The following is a 17508-nucleotide window of genomic DNA, read 5'->3' as shown; positions in this document are numbered from 1 at the left end:
TCCTCTGATTAGCGGCTTTGGCTGTTGTTCACAGACTGCTCAAGAACACCGGCTTCAAACTGGATATCCATCCTCTTTTGCTGTTCATCAAAGGAGGCCTGGATATAGGATTCCGTGGCATTGAACAGTTCGGATTGAATGTTCAATAGATCGAACAGAGTGCGCTGGCCTGCCACATATTGGCGGCCATAAGCCTCTTTGGCCTTTTCAATTTCACGCTTATTGCTGGCGAAATATTTTAATTCACCCTGGGTCACTTTCAACCCACTGAAGGCCACCGATAGTGAGGTCTGAATGTTGGCTTTTTCCTCTTCGTAGGCCAGGTTGGCCGCCTGGAATAGAGCCCGTTGACGGGATGCTGCCGCCTGATCAGAGCCCCCCCCATAGAGATTAAATTGCAAAGTCAGGTAAGCCCCCAGCTCATTGGAGGTCCCATCAACCCCCGAAACGTCATCCGATTGGGAAGCGACCAACTCAAGCCCCAACTGCGGATAAAAGGCACTGCGCGCTTCAGCCTGGTTGGCTGCGGCGGCATCCACCTGAGCTTTTCTTAAACGCAGCACCGGGTGGCCCTGCAAAGTGTATTGCGGCTGAACCGTCAACAGGTTTTCCGGCAGTGGCGCCAACGTTCCAGGCGCCTCACCGGTGTATTTTGCCAGTTCCACCGCAGCACTCTTACTCTGCTCCTGATAGCGCTCAACCTTTAGTTCTGCCAGGGCAAGGCGCCCTTGGATAAGGTTGGAGGAGGCTGCACTATCCACCTTCAGGGAGACCCGCTTACGCACCAGCTCTGCAATGGTACGATGCGCCTTTAAATTCTCCCGGGCATTGTCCAGCAGCGTACGAAAGCGCTGCATTTTAATGGCATGAGAAATAACAAGATAAATCAACTCCTCACGGGTGTTGATCTGCGTCATTTGGGACTCTTTGGACTGTGCCTTGGCCAGATTGATACGTGCCCGGTTAGCACCAAAATCATAGAGGGACTGGGTCAAGGTTAAAGAGCTTTCACGACGCACCCTATTGCGATGGCTCTCGCCAGCACTGGAGATGGTCGGACTCTCTGAACGCTCCGGTCCGTAGGTACCATCAAAATCAATCGTTGGCAAACGACTACCCTGGGCTGTTTCGATGGCGAAACTGCTCGCATCCACCTGATTTTGAGCCTGTTTGATCGAGGGATAATGGAGGATGGCTTTGGCAATCAACTGATGGATGCCACTCTGTGCATCCGCCATCCCACCGCCCTCACTCAATGTATCTGCATAGCCCTGGCAGGAGATGACAACGACGGCCAAAGCCCCTAAAACACCACGCTTGATTGTTTGCTTCACTTTATTCCCTACCCATTTTTGATGCAGTGATTCATTCCATCCACATAAACACATGGGACGGGGCTCAGATCCCTATCTAATAGTCAAAAGTGATGCCAACCAGAGAACCTATTTATCCTTTTTATTTCAACTACTTTTAAATACTACAAACCCTTACACCCGAACATCTTTTGATCGATATCGATCAGCAAACACTTATTAGGTTATGCTCACCCTACTGTTTGCTCTGTTTTCAACCATTGATCGAAAACGAACCATGATCGATTTCGATCAACCTTTGAAAGTTTGATCGAATAGATTTACACAGGGTAGTAAGGGGAGCGTATTAAGTGGGTATGCAATGCCGCAGCTATGGCCCATGCAGGCGCTCAGCCGCGCTCACCTGTTGAGCCTGCCATTTGCACATGGAGATCTCTTTTGATACGCATTAAACAGATAGGGCGATGGAGCATACTGCTGTGGTTCATGGCACAGTTGATGGTCCCCTGTTCCAGTCTGGCGGCGTCCCCCACCCCACAACACGATCAGCAACAGGGCATCGCTACCGAGCAGAGCCTTGAACTGACCGCCGAGGAGCAAGCATGGCTGGCGAACCATCCGGTTATTCGAATAGGTAGCGACCCCAATTTTCCACCACTGGATTTTATCGAAAATGACGAAGCCTCTGGGCTATCCACCGACTTTCTCAAACTGATTTTTAAAAAACTTGGCCTGGAGGTGAGGTTTATCACCGACAAGGAGTGGAAACAGCTAACAGAGATGGCGCGCAAGAAGGAGCTTGACCTACTGCACACCCTAATGAAGACCGATGAGCGGGAACAGTTTCTTCATTTTACGGTGCCGTTTATCCGACAGGCCAGCACCTCGGGCATTTTTACAAAAAAAGGGTCCGGAAAAATATCAGGTATCGAAGATTTGGCGGGTAAACGGGTTGCGGTGGTGAAAGAGTATTTCCACAAGAATATTCTCAAACAGCACTACCCTAAACTGAAGTTGGTGGAGTTCGATAACCTTAAAGAGGGGTTGGTGGCTGTCTCCATGGGACAGGCTGACGCGCTGATTGTGCGCAAATTGATCGGGGATTGGATTCTTCAACAACACCTGATACCCGATGTCGAAGCGGTCGCCAGAACGGGGGACCCCAGGCTTGATGATCGTCACTGGCGCATGGGGGTGCGTAAGGATTGGCCCCTCTTCGCCTCTATTCTCAACAAGGCCATTCAGTCGGTTAGTCAGGCGGAGTACAACCAACTTTTGGCCAAATGGATCTTCCACACCTCCCCACAGAATCACAGCCAGGACTATCCGATCCCATTCACCCCACAGGAGATAAGCTATCTGAAGAATCAGGTGAACCTGACCTACTGTGTTGACCCAACCCGAATGCCCTTTGAACGGATCAACAGTAAAGGCCAAGCGGAAGGTCTCACCATTGACCTGATGCGCCTGATGGAAAAGCGCCTGGGTATTAGCCTGCGATTGGTGCCGACCGAAACGGTTAAACAATCCCTGGCTTTTCTTCAAAGTGGCCGTTGTGAGATTCTCTCTTCAGCAGCCAGGCTGGATTTTCAGCAGCAGACACGCACGCTAACCCAACCATACAGCGCCTACTCTCTGGTTGCGATTATCCGCAATGACGAGGCGTTTATCGAGAATCCTTCAGCGTTCGGCAACAGAATTCTGGGGGTTGCGGAAGGCTCCGTATATCGCAAGGCAATAAAGGCTAGCCACCCTACGCTGACCATCCAAACGCTACCCAGCATCGCAGACGGTTTGCAACAAGTTGCAGACGGACGCCTGTTCGCTTTTGTGGATACCCTACCCTCTCTCAACTACACCCTGCGCCGTCAGGGCATTGAAGGTCTGAAAGTGGGCAGCAAGCTGGATGTTCGACTCAATCATACCATGGCTGTGGGTGAGCAACAGCCCGTGGAACTGGTCACCATTCTGAATAAAGCGCTGGCCAGCATCTCCAATGAGGAGAAGCAGATCCTGGCCGATAAGTGGTTCTCCATCAAAATTGAAAAGGTGGTTGATTTCACACGTATCTGGCAAATTCTGACAGCTATTTTCACCCTGTTGCTCATCACCCTATACTGGAACCGGAAACTGACTCGGCTGAACCAGACGCTTGAAAAAGCCAACCAGGAGATCAACCGGGCCCGCACGGATGCCGAACAGGCTAACCGGCACAAAAGTGAGTTCATTGCCAACATGAGCCATGAAATACGCACCCCGTTGAATCCCATTATCGGCCTGACCCACCTGGCTCTGCAATCAGAACCTCATGAGCGTACCCGCGCCTATTTGAACAAGATTCAACTCTCCACCCAACTGCTTTTGCAGATTATCAATGATGTTCTGGACTTCTCCAAAATTGAAGCGGGTAAGCTGATGGTGGAGAAGGTTGCTTTCTCGCCCGCTACAGTGCTGCACAGTGTGTCGGCGCTTTACCATGAGAAGACCCAGGAAAAAGGGCTGAATTTTCAGCTCCACCAACCGGAATGGGCAGCGCTTTATCTGCTGGGAGACCCTCTGCGGCTTGAACAGGTGTTGAGTAATTTGATCTCCAATGCCATCAAGTTTACCCAACACGGTTTTGTCCGCATAACAGTCACCAGGGAAGAGAGTGTAACGGGTCTTTATCAGCTTAATTTTGCGATTGCTGACAGCGGTATCGGTATGGATGCACAACAGGCCGAGGAAATCTTCAAAGCCTTTTCCCAGGCGGACGGCACAACAACCCGAAAATATGGGGGGACAGGCCTGGGTCTCTCCATCAGTCAGCGTTTGGTTCACCTTATGGGTGGTTCACGGATTGAGGTTACCAGCACCCCAGACCAGGGTTCCTGTTTCTCATTCAGCCTGACGTTACCAACCGCCCAAGCCAATGAAGCTGTGTTGCCCATCAACCCTACCTCCACAGCAAGTAGCTGGATACAGTTTAATCCCTGTACCGTACTGCTGGTAGAGGACAATCAACTCAACCAGTATTTAATCCAGGAGCTTCTGGAATATAAGGGGATTGATGTAGAGGTGGCCAACAATGGCAAACTGGCCTTGGATCAATTGCAACAGCAGAGCTATGATCTGATTTTGATGGATATTCAGATGCCACAAATGGATGGTTTTCAAACCACCGAGGTGATCCGGAGCCACCCCCAATGGTCGGAGATTCCCATCATAGCCCTCACCGCTCACGCCTTTCTGAGTGATATCCAGCAGTGCCTTTCTGTAGGCATGAACGATCATGTCGCCAAGCCCATCGATCCCACCAAGCTTTATGAAACACTGAGAAAGTGGCTTCCCACTTTTGAGCAGGAAGAGAAAACCCATAACGAGCAAGCTCCGACCAAGGATACCGACATCCTCTATGGCCCAGAATATGGCATCGACCTGGACAAAGCCCTGGCCGCTGTGGCTGGGCATCGCGATCTGCTGCGTAAACTGCAGATGAGATTTCACCAAAACTATCAGGACACGATCCCCGCTCTGCGGCAGCAGCTTGCAAAGCATGATTATGAGACGATGAAGCAGACCCTCCACCGCTTAAAAGGGGTAACAGGCTCCATTGGTGCAAACCAGCTCTATCAAGCCACCATAGAGATGGAGAATCTGCTGTTGACAGAGCAAACCGATCAGATTGAAACAGCTATGGATACCCTGGACCGCCATATGAAACCGATTCTTAAGGGGATCGCTCGCCTGAACACAGCGTCCACTGATCCCCTCAAGGAAAAAGAGAGACAACCCCAGGCGCTGGATCTCAAACAGTTACAGCCCATGTTCCAGGAGATGACCACTATGCTCAACAGCGGACGCCATGCCGCTAACCGTCAGTGGGCCATGATCAGCCAGTACCTTCAAGGATGCGGCCACGACCAGGCCGTCCATATAATCCGCGATGAAATTGACGCCATTGAGTATCAAAAAGCCCTGGAAGCACTCCAGCAACTGGGCAAGGCTCTGGGCCTAAACATGGATAAAAAGGTGCCCTGATGCCCCTAAAGAAAAAGATTCTGATTGTGGATGATGACCGGCTTTTCATCAATTTATTGGCCGATCTACTGGAGGAACAATATGACATCTTGGTCGCCAAGGATGGTCACCAAGCCTTACAGATCGTCAAGCAAACCCCACCCCCAGATTTGGTCCTGCTGGACATCCAGATGCCTCAGATGGATGGATTCGAGTTCTGCCAGAACATGAAAAATGATTCGGGCTGCCAGGAGATCCCCATCATTTTTATTACGGCCCGATCCACACCGGAGGAGGAGTCCAAGGGTTTCAAGGCTGGGGCGGTGGATTTCATCACCAAGCCCTTCTCACCTGAGGTTGTAAGGGTTCGGATCGCCTTGCACCTTTCCCAGCAGAGGATGATCAAACAGGCCTCGGAGTTACAGGCTTTACGCTGTCAGATCAAGGATTTGACATCCAGCGCCGTCAGCCATACCTTGGCTCATCCGCAGGCGTTCCGTAAAATTATCACCCATCACCCTGTCATGTTCCGCCTGTTCCATTACATGGAGGCCATCTGTCAATCCGGTGAGCCGGTCTTGATATCTGGAGAAACCGGGGTTGGAAAAGAGCAGATCGCTGAAACTCTGCACCTATTGAGCGGACGAAAGGGAAAACTGATTTCGGTCAACATGGCCGGTTTGGATGATACAACCTTTGCCGATACACTTTTTGGGCACAAACGGGGTGCATTTACCAGTGCAGACAAGGAACGTAAGGGTCTTGTTGCCGAAGCGGCGGGAGGCACACTGTTTTTGGATGAGTTGGGGGATCTTTCCCTAGCTTCCCAGGTCAAGCTGTTAAGGCTGCTGCAGGAAAAGGTCTATTTTCCCCTCGGCAGCGATCAACCACTTAAGGCGAATGTTTATATTGTGGCGGCCACCAATAAAAGCCTGGATAAAGCCATGGAGGCAGGAAGTTTCAGGCAGGATCTGTTTTATCGTCTGGCCTCCCACCAGATCCAAATTCCACCGCTGCGTGAGCGCAAAGAGGATCTGGTACTGCTTACCCAACATTTCGTCAATGAAGCTTTTTTTACCTTGAGCCGCCCGGCTCCCGAATTACCACCGGAACTCATTAAACTTTTAAAAACCTATCACTTTCCTGGAAATATCCGTGAATTGCGAGGCCTGCTTTTCAACGCCGCAGCCCTACATGGCGACACACCATTTCTTTCCATGGAGAGCATCAAGGCAACGATTCATGATCGCCTTAAAACTGCCCCACAAATGATGTTAGACCCTATCACCTCATCCGACCCACAGCAGCTTCTCAGCATTACACCGGATGGCCCCTTGCCAACCCTGGCTGTCGCGGAAGAGGTGTTGGTCCGTGAGGCGCTAAAACGCACGGCACGCAATCAGGGCGCAGCCGCCAAATTACTGGGTATTTCCCGTCAAGCTTTAAGTCGTCGCCTGCAAGGCCGTCTGAAACATCTCAAAAAAACACTCTAGGGACAGGCTTTCTGGACAGCACCTTCCTTAAAACAGAAACACTTCCCTTTCCCCGCTCTTTGACAGCGCGCAGCCTACCACAGGTCACACAGCCATCCACCCGACATAAAAAGCGCTTAAACAACATGCCAATCAATAACTTATGAATCAAGGCATGCAATTGGACCAAGGACCGGTTAAGAGGAGGCATCAGCAGCCACTTTTCAAGCAGGATTGGATTCGGTTTCGCTTGCCGGAACCAAACCGGCTGCCCATTCTGGATCCAGGGCTTGCGGGTCCAATGTCGGACCTGGGGTAGCTCCTTTTTTTACAGACCACCCAGACAGGCGGATTTTGAGGGCCGTATCACTATGCAGGAGTGGGAAATTATGCCATATTATCAGCATCATACTGATTAGAAGCACTTCGGTAGGTTTTGGCTATAGATCGTTGCTTCACCTTTCTGTTCACCCTCTTTGCGCACCACATACCCCACGGCATAATGCCGAGCTCCGGCTATTGAAAGCACAGATCCAAATCCTGCACGACCGGGTGCCTACAGGCCGTATTATTCCGTCCGTAGAGAGAAAAGCCGAACTCGTGCGACTGAAGGTCATTTGTGGCCACGATGTGGGCGAACTCATGGAAGTGGTCAAGCCAGCTTCATATCGGCGCTGGCTTGATCGTCGTGAAAAAGGGGATATGTCAGGAGACCCCACATCACCCAAGAGATCCGGGATCTGGTCGTGAAACTGGCAAAAACAGAACATGCTCTGGGGCAACAGGTGGATCGTTGGTGAACTAAAAAAGCTGGGCTTTCACATCGGCGTCACGTCCACCAAGCGCATCCTCAATAAGGCCGGGTTTTTCCCCAGTCCAGAGAAGGCTAAAAAAAACGCCTCTGCCATGGGGAGCCTTCCTTAAGGCTTATATGGAATCAACCATCGGCTACGATTTTTTTTACGAAGGAGATGTTTACCCTGACCGGCGTGAAGGCAGCCGATGTATTGATGTATCCACCTGGGAAGCCGCCGGCTATTCTGCCGTGCAGTTACCTGTTCGCCTGATAGTGCCAAGGTAACACAGCAAGCCCGTAACATGCTGATGTGGTGTGATGATGAAGGGATAGAACCAAAACTCCTGATCCGCGATGCTGATACCAAATTCACGGCCCTCTTCGATGAAGTATGGAAATCAGAGGGAGCAAGAGTGATCTAAACCCCACCAAAATTGCCCCAGGCAAACGTATGTTCAAAGTCATAGATTGCATCTGCCAAGTGGGAGTGTTTGGATTACTTCATCTGTATAAATCGTCGACAACTGAACGATATCTGCCGCCGATGGGTGTATCCTCACAATACCGATCACCCACACCAGGGCGTCGACATTGGAAACAATGTACTTCTGGTGATTTTCACACCGTCTCAGAAGGGCAAGCTGCGCTGCAGGGAGGAGCTTGGCAGGATCTTCCGATCTTACTACCGTGAGGCGGCCTGATGCGCTACCCTTTTCAATCTCGACTTTAACTGTGAGGTGTGTAGTGGCAAAGCGTCACTTTTTGGGTGCGTGGCGCATTGTTCATATGGATGAATGGGATAAGGACTAGCTGGACTTGGTCGCCCCCGCTCACATTACCTTCGATAAGAAAGATGCCAAACGGGAGCGCCCAGAACCTTGAGACGACCTCACACCCCCTTGACCTGGGTGAACAGGGCAGAATCACGCTGGCCGTCGTACAGGCCCAGGAAGATCTCCACGCTGCTGGCGTAGGACAACACGTCACAGTGGCCAACTCTGGGACGTCTTTTGCTCGGAGAGCGTCCAGAGTTTGGCTGCCATTTTCCGGTCCAAGGCGAGCTTATCTAACCGGCACTCGCCAACAGGACCGACCGTCTCAGCTCTTTTTGTAGGGCCGTAGAGCTTCTCAGAATCCAACGCCTCTTCCGTTGCACACATAACTTCGGGCCAGGAGCCCTTCTCAGCGGATTGTGCGATAATACGAGAGAGTATGGACCAGACAATCTTGTTAAAGCTGCTGGCCGTATCCATAAGCAGATTGGTTCGTGACGCACCAGGATGGCAGACCTGGACCTGCACGTTCTTACCAGCAGCTTGAACTCGGCGTTGCAGTTCGTAGCCGAACATCATCTGTGCGAGTTTACTCTGGGCGTAGGAGTTCCAAGCGGTGTACTTCTTGGCGAAGTTGAGGTCTTCGAACTGAATTCTCTTCAACCCCATTTTATACGCGTTGCTACCGACTACCACGATCCGCCCCCCCGATTCTTCGATCCGCTCGAAGAGCAATCTACACAGGAGAAAATGACCGAAGTGGTTCACCCCTAGCTGGCTTTCAAAGCCGTCCACAGTGATCTTCTGCTTGGCAACCTGTGCGATGGCGGCATTGCAGATGAGTGCGTCTATGTGGGCAACCTTCTCCATGACCTCCGCCGCGGCTTCTCGTACGGAATCAAGCACCTCCAAGTCCATGTGCACGAAAGTAACGTCCGTGTCACCGCCAAACTCCTGTTTCAGGATCTTGATAGCGGCAGTTGACTTATCGGTGTTGCGATTCATCATTATCACTTTTGCGCCCTTGGCCAGCAACACCCGCGCAGCTTCAAATCCTGCGCCGTTATTAGCGCCGGTAATGAGGTATGTTTTGTTTGACAGGGTCCCGATTCGCTCTGGAGTCCAGCCCTTTGGTCCAAATTTCTTTTTAGCAGTCATTGTTTAAACTCCTTCTTTAGTTAGCAGCAGCTAGAGGCTGAATCGGTCGCATCCAGCTGGACGCTCCTTTAAACAACCCACTGTAGACGGAAGAGCAGAAATTGCCGATATTCACCCCCTTCGGGGTGGGAATGGTGTTGATCAATCAGCACCATCCATCTGGGGTCTGGTATGAGGCTTCGGTAAAGTTTCCATTGGAGGTTAGTTCTCTAAAGGCTTCAAGACCGGTTACGGAGAAGCCGACCAGCAGTTCAGACAGCAACATCAAAAACGCACCTATTCACCCGCCTCTCTAGACTGACCAATCAGTCATTGCCAGGTAAAAAAAACCCCTAACCTACCGCCACACCATTCCAGTAAGCAGAGAAAGCGTTATCAATCAGACTGCAGACATCCTGGTCATGCCCTTCTGAGGAACGCAGGTAGGTGATCACGGCGCTTATCTGAAACCAACCGGCCAGAAGGTGGTAACCCACTGGCAGATCAACCAGCACCTTTTCCGTAACGCCCAACCGCATATCCATCTGAAAGGCGGAGAATTCCGCCGTCATCGCCTCCCGAGTCTCCTGGGAGACCATCTCTGACACGCGCAACTGCTCCATTAAGTCAAAGTGGACTGGATTTCTCAACGCCCACTGAATCACCCCATGCCATGCGCTCAACAACTTCTCTCGGAGTTCGCCTTCCGGCTGCCACGTCGCCATAATGCTGGCGTGCAGTTCCTTCTTCAGCGCCACATAGACAGCATTGATCAGCGCGTCCTTGCTGCTGAAGTGGTTGAATAAGGTCCCCGTGCCCACCCCGGCCTTCTTGGAAATGCTGGAGGTAGAGGTGTTCCAGAAGCCGTCCCGGGCAAACAGGGTGATTGCGGCATCCAATATGAGGCGTTTTTTGTCGTTCATGGTTTTGATGATATTCTGTACTGAGTGATCAGTCAATGTTGTTTTTGATCGGGCCCATCCGGATCTCCTGACCTGAAGGGAGTTGACAATGGAAGGTCTGGAAGGGCATCTATTTATCCACGTGAGTGACGACCCACCATTCCGCACGATGAAGATGGTCAAAAGTGAGTCGCTCTGCCAGCTTATTTTTCAAAGGGGGGACCACATGGGCGACCGCGATAAAGAAGTTGAAAAAGAGATTCTCTCCCAACAGAAATTCACCATGACTGGTGCAATCGGGCGAGCAGCAGGGCCTGGAGTCATGAAAGGGGCATCCCCAGTTACCAGACAGCAGCAAACCTTCTCCCAAATTGATGCGTTCATTAGAAAAAATTGTTCCGACTTATCGGGTTCCTTGAAATCAGTTTTGGTTCGCAGGGCACAAAATAATATGCCCATTCTGGAAAAACATCTGGATCAGCCCCTATCGGCATTGGTTCAGATCATTCAATCCATTTTGGACAACGAATCGACACTCATTGAGTTTGTGCGCCAAGTGGATGTGCACTGGGGGGAAACCTTTCAGGAGCGGCCACATTTTCAGCGAGAGGGCCAGACACCCCACCCTGAAGACGAATATACCCATGAATCGGTGAGGGAAAGCTTACGTGAGCTCCTTGGCAAAGCGCAAAACGCTTTTGATACTTCAGCCGTTAAAAAGATGCCTTGATGACAGATCATATCGAAATACAGTGTTCTCAATGTGGCCAGAAGCTTCGGGTACCAAAAAATATTGGCGGAAAAGTGATGGTCTGCCCGTCATGTGGACACAAGATGATTTCCGATTTTAAATTTGGGGGTACCAGGAAACAGAAAGGGCTTGCCAGTGCAATTTTTGAGTCACCCAGCACCCTGCTCCAACGGTTCTTCAATCTGTTCCGATAAAGCTGTTTTGATGAAAATTGAGAGGTCATAGTGATGGAGGAGGCGTTCAAGGAACCGAAAACAGAGTCCGGTGACCAGGTCGCGTGTGCAAAAACACCTGCCCCCTGCTGTCCCGGCTGTGGGGAAGAAGGGCCGGAAGTTCCACTTGTTACACCGCGATTTACCCTCAAATCCCCTTTCCGCAAGGATGTGCTGGAGCACGTCCACTACCACTTTTGTGAAATCCCCACGTGTGATGTGGTCTATTTCTCTTGTGACGGTGAACACCAGTTTACTACGGCGCAGTTGATCAACCGCGTGACGGTTAAGGATGAGGATCCCAAAACGCCCCTCTGTTACTGCTATCGCATCTTGAAGCAACACGCCCTGAAGCAGCTTGAGAAACCGGAAAATACCGATGTGGTAGCCATAATCAAGGCTCGGATGCAGGAGCGTCCTTCCCAGTGCTTAAAGTTCAACCCCCGTGGTCTTAGCTGCACGGGGGATATCGAACAGTGGTTACAAAAACAGGGGGTGAAGCTTGCCACAAAACCCGGGGGTGATGACTACTGTTGAAGCGAGTCGGATGATGTCTCCTGTTGGATGAAACAATACCCGTACTTTATGACTGGGCAACACTTCTTATGAGGCACCCACCTCAACGGCAGCTGGATTATATTTTCCGCCGATGGGTTCGCTATTATAATTTTGACCGTCAACAGCAGGGAGTCGACATTGGAAATAATGTACTCCAGGTGGATTTCAGGCTGTTTCAAAAGGGCAAGGTACGCTGCAGGAGGAGCTTGGCGGTATCATCCGACCTTACTACCGTGAGGCGGCCTGATTGGCTTCTTGGTTTCGTTATTTATTTTTACAACGAGGTGTGTGATGGCAAAGCCCCCCTTCTGGAGTCCCCCGCACAAGCATTTTGTAAAAACAGCTTAACCCTATGCAAACATACCAAAACAGGTATTTTTCACATGCTATTATGAATTTGACGATTTCAGTAGGTTAAGTGGATTTTTGCGGGAGACTCTGCACCTGGGTGCGATAATTATGCGGCCAGGACTGTTCCAAGTCCCCTCGATGCCCTTCAGGCATTTTGAGGAGAACTCATCCTGGTGCCGCAACAGAATGAACAGCACCGACTAGCGAGCCCAGCTTCTGTTTGAGGAATGTCGCACGCGCCTCTACAAACAGCTCGAAGGCTACGAACGAGAGATCCGTCCCCGCCGGAATCAAAAGGTCCTCGGCTTTTGTTCCGTTCTGCCCGGCAAGCCATTTTTTGAGCGGCTCATCCTGCTTGGATTTGTTCTTGGATGAATTCAGCAAATGAAGATTGGCGATGCCGTTCCAGTTCTCGGGATTTTCATAGAAAGAGCGCCCTCCCGGATTATTGAAACCGACATGCGCATCCAATTTCTTCTTTCTGAAAGACGCAGCCGGATGCAGGTGATCCATATCGAGAGACTGGGTGAAATCCAGGTCCGGGAACAAGAGTGCCAGAATGGAAAAGCAGGAAGAATTGTCCTTTTGAGTTTTCAGCAATCGGTCGATGAAGTCGTCGTCAAAAGTGAGGTCTTTTCCCGTGCCTCGGTAATCGGTCACAATTTCATCCAGCGGAAAGCCAGCCGGGTTCGAGAAGCCGGTGCGGATAATCTTCCTCAGATTGGTCAGCAGAGCATCCCCTTGACCACCGAATACTCCCTTGAGTAAAGACATGTGTAGCCACTGACGGATTCGCTTCCGTTCTTCCTCGTGACGGGCTCTATTTTTGATGTCCGCATACAGCCCTTGCTTACCGTTGGTCTGGTCCCGACCTTTGTGGAATAGATAATAGGCTATTGGAATAGCAGCATTCTTGGCTCTTAGGGCGGCATCGTTGAGGCCGAATGACCTTATGAGGCGGAACACCTCCAAGATACAAGTCTTAATGTCGTCCCATTCTTGCTCAATTTTGGCGACCTGGCCACCGGTGAAATTCTTGACCTTGAATCGCACATCCGAGTCAGAGAGCATCAAGGCCGTTTTCAGAACAAAATCACGATTGATGGAAAACTCCATATCTGATCCAAAACGGACCTGGTCCACCAGATCGTCGATTTGTTGCCTTGCATCCTTCTTCCAATTGGCCACGGCGATGGACATCAACAAATCCGAGAATGCGAGGGGTGTTCCACCGTGGTTGGTGCGGATGAAAATATCGAGGACATGATCGATAGATTGATTGGTTTCGTTGTAGAAGTGGATGGTGCTGTCCAGGCGAATGGCGAAATACAGTCGAGTGAGCGTTTTACGTGCATACTTGTTGGAATCCTGTCCCATCCCATCAAGAAAATCCATGATGATATCGAGAACGTCATCGTTGGTTTCGGCTTTATCGAAATCGAGGATATTCCCGACCTGAAACCAAATTTTATCTGCCTTGCCTGTGTCATCTCTGAACTGCGCATCCGTCAGGAACTTGAACTCGTGGCTCATCATCTCCTCGTTCGATTCTTCGTCGAGAGGAGCCGCTAGGTTGAGGTAGAGCTTTCGCGGCGGAAGGATGCTGTCGTCCTTGGTTCGAGGCCACCATTTTCTAGGCAGTTTGTATGCGTAGGTACCCTTGAGCCCGATGTAAAGTGAAGTCAGTCGCTGCTGGCCGTCGATGACGGCGAAGAAGTCATCATGTCCTTTGGTGTCGAAGTCCGGATTATTTTCTTCAAACCGCTCGCAATATCGTTCGAGGAACTGATAAAATCGAAAACTATACTTGACATCCCGCTCTGTAACCTTCCAAAACATAAATGTGTTGATTGGATAGCCTCGCATGATTGAATCGAACAGGACGCAAATTTGCGAACAGCTCCAAGTAAATTTTCTCTGGATAGCAGGAAGCAAATAGTTTCTTTCCACTATTTTGCGGATCGCCTTCTCGATTGTGATCGCTTTCTCGTATTCACCAGCCATTTATTTCTCCCTCTCTTATCGAATCACCACATCCTACAATAATATCCAGCCATGCGACCAGAATATCCGTCTGGAACTAGAGCGCCGATAGCAACCAACGCCGAAATTTCACGGCTTGCCGTCCGAATGGAGATCCCCAGCGTGGAGCGTTCCACCTTAGAAAAAATTCATCTCTGTTTTAGTTACAATTGAATCAGCTGTTTACAAGACATGTCTGGCTATGAAGAACGGCGAAGTTATCCGTAGACATTCGTAGCTATGACGACGCGCTGTTACGCTGGATGAAGGCTCAGAATAGAGATGAGCTCGACTCCCGTTTAGGCCGTCGCATAAGCGAAACGCGTCGCTGCGGATGATGGGAATGAAATTGTGGGGATAAAGTTCGTACCGCCTCAACTTTGAGAGGGGTGCCAAGTTGGTGAGGGAGAGATTCAACTGTCTGTGCTGACGGATGGGTTGGATACATTGACCGCCGAATTGGGCAGCAATAAGGAGATCAAAGCATGAGAGTGTCACTGAGCAGAGACCGCAAGACCATCGTAGTACAGATTCCCTACCACCCCCGTCGTTGGTCCGGGATGAAGCGCATCGTCACCTCTGATTAGGTAGATATCACGGCCCCACCCACCACACCGATGAAGTGATGGTCAAAGCCCTGGTCCGTGCCCATCGATGGCTGAATATGCTGGAGAACGGTGAGGTAAACGCCATCAAGGCCTTGGCGGCTCAGGAGGAGCTGGATGACTCCTACGTCAACCGCTTGCTCCGGCTGACACTGTTGAACCCCAAACTGGTAGAGAAAATTCTCCATGGCCAGCAACCGGAGGAGATGACGCTAGGCGCACTGACCAAAGCTTTTCCTGTATCTTGGCAAGAACAGAGGTGATCACTTTTACAACCAACCAAACCAACCCCCAACACAAAACAACCAAAAAGAAACCATAAATCGCTTTTATTGCTTTTAAAAACATTTAAATCTATATGTTGAACCTTTATATTACTATGATTATATATTGAAAGATGCTCAAAGCAGCATGCAAACAGGGTCAGCATGCTGCTTGTACGATCGTCCACCCGCGCGGCAACGCGGATGACTTCACCAGATTAAGCCTGAGCGTAATCAGGAATGCCCTAAAGGGCAAGGGAAAAGTCGTGGCGATCTCTTGATCTCTTGACCCTATGATCCAAGAGGAAAACGACAATGAGCTATCACAAAAAGCGGGATGATTTTATCGTCTACCCTAAAGAGGACTTTCCCAATGTTCCCGATGCCGCCACTATGATGTATGGCACAGATGAAGAGGTTGATCGTGCATGGCATGAACTGAATCCTGGAGCGGTCAAACGCAGAAGACCGCAGCAGAGTTTGCTTGGAAGACGCCCCCATACCCATCATGCTGGACCAGCCATGATAATGGCCAGCGGCCCCGTGATTAACACCAATGAGCGATATGTGAATCCAGGAATTCCAGATCATCGCCCATGCTTTGCAGGTCCGAACTGCAAGCCAGCACCAACTGTACCGGGAAATGGGAATGATTCTGGCCGGTCAGGGGGATGGGGCAATCCCAATATCGGTGATTATGCCAAGTCTGGACGATATGGCGCAGGACCAGCTGGACGACCGAAACATGGGAAAACTCCATTTCCGAAACCAAAACCCGGGAAAGGGGAAGGAGGTGGAAAGCCTTGTGGTAACGTTTATGATTGCTGGGAAAAGGGGGAAACATCCATCCAAAAGTGGTTCAAATAATCTGTTTTAATGCCTGATCAGGCTCCTGTGGCGTAGTGCAACCTGCTACACCACAGGAGCCAAAACCAACCGGAGCAGAGCCTCAATCATTATGATCTGTCAATGACTTCTCAACCCTAATGCGCGAAGGCGTAATCAATAGAAAATCAATCAACAATGCGTGCAATATGCTAGAAAACACCCATGAAAACGCTTTTCCATACTCCATCGGGTCTTTAACGGAGTTTAGCGATTCTTGCAAAACGATAAGAGAGAGGATAACGGCTGAGGCATATAAAAATTTTCTGGAGTAACAAATTTCAGATTGAGAAGGAGGAGCATCTCTGATCGTCTTGGAAAACGGCTGAAACAGCACATACCTAGCTATATTTGCATATGCTCTCCACCCTAGTGAAACTACACTTATTCCTCCGTGTAAAATGAGTGTTGTGAAAAACACAAACGGCGAAATAAAAATGCTCAATTCCCAATTTCCACTTGGCCAAATACAAAGCGCTAATACGGAAAAAGAAATAAATATTCCTGATATTGTAGAGATTATCATAAATTTCTATCCCCAACGAACAGAGTACTTGGGTAATTGACGTCTAAAAACATAGCATCGGTTGAATACGATCACCAACCTCCAGAAATAGCTGTACCCGCTTTTGTAACGGAACAGCACTTTTCTGAAGGGTTATACAGAAAGTGGGAACACCAGATCACAGCACTGACCGCTACCCAATTACCCCTAGCAAACATCCAAACCTTTAACATATGCTATGGAGTGTTTTTACAGCACCTTATGCATACCCATTCATATCCAGATAAGTTCAGACCCGGTCCGAACTTGCCAGAGACAGAGAGCAGATAGGGGAAGATAAACCGGGTTCACCTCACAGACGATCCGAACTTACCTCTACCTTCACAATCCACCAAACGACCCGCTATCCCTTGGAATCATTGGCCTATTTCAGCCACAAAAAAACCGTCGCAGAGGACGGTTTCTTGTCAGAGACAGGTTCTCTGGAACCTAACTGGTGGAGGTGCCGGGAGTCGAACCCGGAACATGAATATACATGAGTAGCTAAGCGCATGAAAGCATAGAAATAAGAAACACAGATCATCGCCCATGCTTTGCAGGGTCAAACTGCAAGCCGGCGCCAACTGTACCGGGAAATGGGAACGGTTCTGGCCGGTCAGGTGGATGGCGCAAGCCCAATATCGGTGATTACACCAAGCCTGGACGCCGTGGGGCAGCCCCGACCGGGCGGCAAAAGCCTGGGAAAACACCCTATCCAAAGCCAAAACCAGGGAAAGGGGATGAGCAAAAGCGGGAAGGAGAAGGGGGTGGAAGGCCTTGCCATTTTGGTTTCCAATGCTGGGAGCAAGGGGAAACTCCAGTTCAAAAGTGGCTTGATAATCTCTTTGATTAACGCTTGAACAGGCTCCTGTAGTGCAACCTGCTACACCACAGGAGCTAAAACCAACCGGAGCAGAACATTAAT

Annotated in this window: 11 protein-coding genes; 6 read left to right on the top strand and 5 right to left on the bottom strand. The window is 50.2% G+C overall.

Going from position 1 to position 17508, the window contains the following annotated elements; all coding sequences use genetic code 11:
• Positions 1-8 precede the first annotated feature (8 nt).
• Positions 9-1334: a TolC family protein gene (locus tag V5T57_RS07865; RefSeq protein ID WP_332890640.1), complete on the bottom strand. Its 1326-nt coding sequence runs from the start codon at positions 1332-1334 to the stop codon at positions 9-11.
• Between the two features lie 417 nt (positions 1335-1751).
• Between V5T57_RS07865 and V5T57_RS07860 the strand changes: the two genes are divergently transcribed.
• Together V5T57_RS07860 and V5T57_RS07855 are read left to right on the top strand one after the other, a co-directional pair.
• The gene (locus V5T57_RS07860) at positions 1752-5333 is read left to right on the top strand and encodes a transporter substrate-binding domain-containing protein (protein ID WP_332890639.1); all 3582 of its coding nucleotides are present in this window, start codon (positions 1752-1754) and stop codon (positions 5331-5333) included.
• On the top strand, positions 5333-6805 hold the full coding sequence (locus V5T57_RS07855; RefSeq protein ID WP_332890638.1) for a sigma-54-dependent transcriptional regulator: 1473 nt from the start codon (positions 5333-5335) through the stop codon (positions 6803-6805). Before V5T57_RS07860 ends, V5T57_RS07855 begins: the two co-directional genes overlap by 1 nt.
• 1758 nt (positions 6806-8563) lie before the next feature.
• Here V5T57_RS07855 and V5T57_RS07850 read toward each other — a convergent pair.
• Positions 8564-9511 (bottom strand): SDR family oxidoreductase, encoded by a 948-nt coding sequence (locus V5T57_RS07850; protein WP_332890637.1) that lies wholly within the window; start codon positions 9509-9511, stop codon positions 8564-8566.
• 332 nt (positions 9512-9843) lie between these two features.
• Positions 9844-10413 (bottom strand): TetR/AcrR family transcriptional regulator, encoded by a 570-nt coding sequence (locus V5T57_RS07845; protein WP_332890636.1) that lies wholly within the window; start codon positions 10411-10413, stop codon positions 9844-9846.
• Positions 10414-10501: 88 nt separating this feature from the next.
• Between V5T57_RS07845 and V5T57_RS07840 the strand changes: the two genes are divergently transcribed.
• Positions 10502-11122, top strand: coding sequence for a hypothetical protein (locus V5T57_RS07840; protein WP_332890635.1), 621 nt, complete (start codon positions 10502-10504; stop codon positions 11120-11122).
• Between the two features lie 248 nt (positions 11123-11370).
• Positions 11371-11892 (top strand): hypothetical protein, encoded by a 522-nt coding sequence (locus tag V5T57_RS07835; RefSeq protein ID WP_332890634.1) that lies wholly within the window; start codon positions 11371-11373, stop codon positions 11890-11892.
• A gap of 537 nt (positions 11893-12429) precedes the next feature.
• Here the strand turns inward: V5T57_RS07835 and V5T57_RS07830 are convergent.
• Positions 12430-14268, bottom strand: coding sequence for a DUF262 domain-containing protein (locus tag V5T57_RS07830; protein ID WP_332890633.1), 1839 nt, complete (start codon positions 14266-14268; stop codon positions 12430-12432).
• Between the two features lie 643 nt (positions 14269-14911).
• On the opposite strand from V5T57_RS07830, the gene V5T57_RS07825 reads away from it, so the two are divergent.
• Both V5T57_RS07825 and V5T57_RS07820 read left to right on the top strand, forming a co-directional pair.
• Positions 14912-15154 carry a hypothetical protein gene (locus V5T57_RS07825; RefSeq protein WP_332890632.1) on the top strand — a complete coding sequence of 81 codons (243 nt, stop codon included), beginning with the start codon at positions 14912-14914 and terminating at the stop codon, positions 15152-15154.
• 315 nt (positions 15155-15469) lie between these two features.
• Positions 15470-16021 carry a hypothetical protein gene (locus tag V5T57_RS07820; RefSeq protein ID WP_332890631.1) on the top strand — a complete coding sequence of 184 codons (552 nt, stop codon included), beginning with the start codon at positions 15470-15472 and terminating at the stop codon, positions 16019-16021.
• A gap of 82 nt (positions 16022-16103) precedes the next feature.
• Here V5T57_RS07820 and V5T57_RS07815 read toward each other — a convergent pair whose 3' ends face one another.
• Positions 16104-16565 (bottom strand): hypothetical protein, encoded by a 462-nt coding sequence (locus tag V5T57_RS07815; protein ID WP_332890630.1) that lies wholly within the window; start codon positions 16563-16565, stop codon positions 16104-16106.
• Positions 16566-17508 lie beyond the last annotated feature (943 nt).

The organism is Magnetococcus sp. PR-3 (assembly GCF_036689865.1).
Classification (GTDB): Bacteria; Pseudomonadota; Magnetococcia; order Magnetococcales; family Magnetococcaceae; genus Magnetococcus.
Note: the sequence above shows the minus strand (reverse complement) of the source record. Positions and strands in the feature narration are given on the sequence as shown.